Annotated in this window: 1 protein-coding gene; it reads right to left on the reverse strand. The window is 43.8% G+C overall.

Features of this window, described 5'->3' with window-relative positions; translation table 11 throughout:
* Positions 1-778, reverse strand: a 778-nt coding sequence (locus tag R7Q11_RS25805) for a collagenase (protein WP_225466955.1), incomplete at both ends; no start/stop codon positions are given.

Here is a 778-nt window from a genome sequence, read left to right on the forward strand (position 1 = left end):
AAAAGGAAGCTGGAGTAGGTCGAGTAGTCACTTTTGGTTTTAAAAACAATAACATCGACACTATCGCTATGATCATCAGCGACAGGCTGATATCCGGTATTAACAGTTTGGTGGAAGTCATCTTCTTTGAGGTTTAATGTTTCGCAGCTTGTTATTGCTTGAGCTTCGGTCATCTCTTGAGCAAGAATTCGCGCGGGTCCGCGACAATCATAACTGAATGTCATTATTCGCTGTTTTAATACGGATTTTGAGTTACTTAGCCCTAGCTGCTCAAGATAATCTGATGCATAAGCGTCAACCATTTCGGCGATGCCAACCCAAATTCTGTCTGACTTACCGCCTAGCGGGTAGCGCTTTAACAAAGAATCTAAAGTGTCGACAACGACTTTTTTTGTCTCTGCATCTTCAGTTTTTACCAGCCTAGCGAGCTCTCGCGCGGCATTGCCAAGTAGTTGTTCAGAATCCGTGCCTATCGCCCATTCGTTGTTGGTAATAAAACCACTCAAACGATGGATATAACTTGAGTCAGATTCAATCACATCGTAAAACGCTTTGGTTTGTGAGTGTCCAGCCATAGCGACAAAGATATTGTTTATGGCTTTACGGTAGTAATAGCTGTCGCTTTTATCCGCTGAAAAGCTATCAAGAATAGCGAAAACATCGGGTGCGGCGATGGCGAGTTGACGAATACTATCAACAACAATCAGCATGGATGCGAGCGCTTCTTGCTGTTCGCGACCTTCAGTTAGAGCGTATGGCGAGCGCAAAAATTGTTGAA

It is taken from the genome of Vibrio sp. 970, from assembly GCF_033339075.1.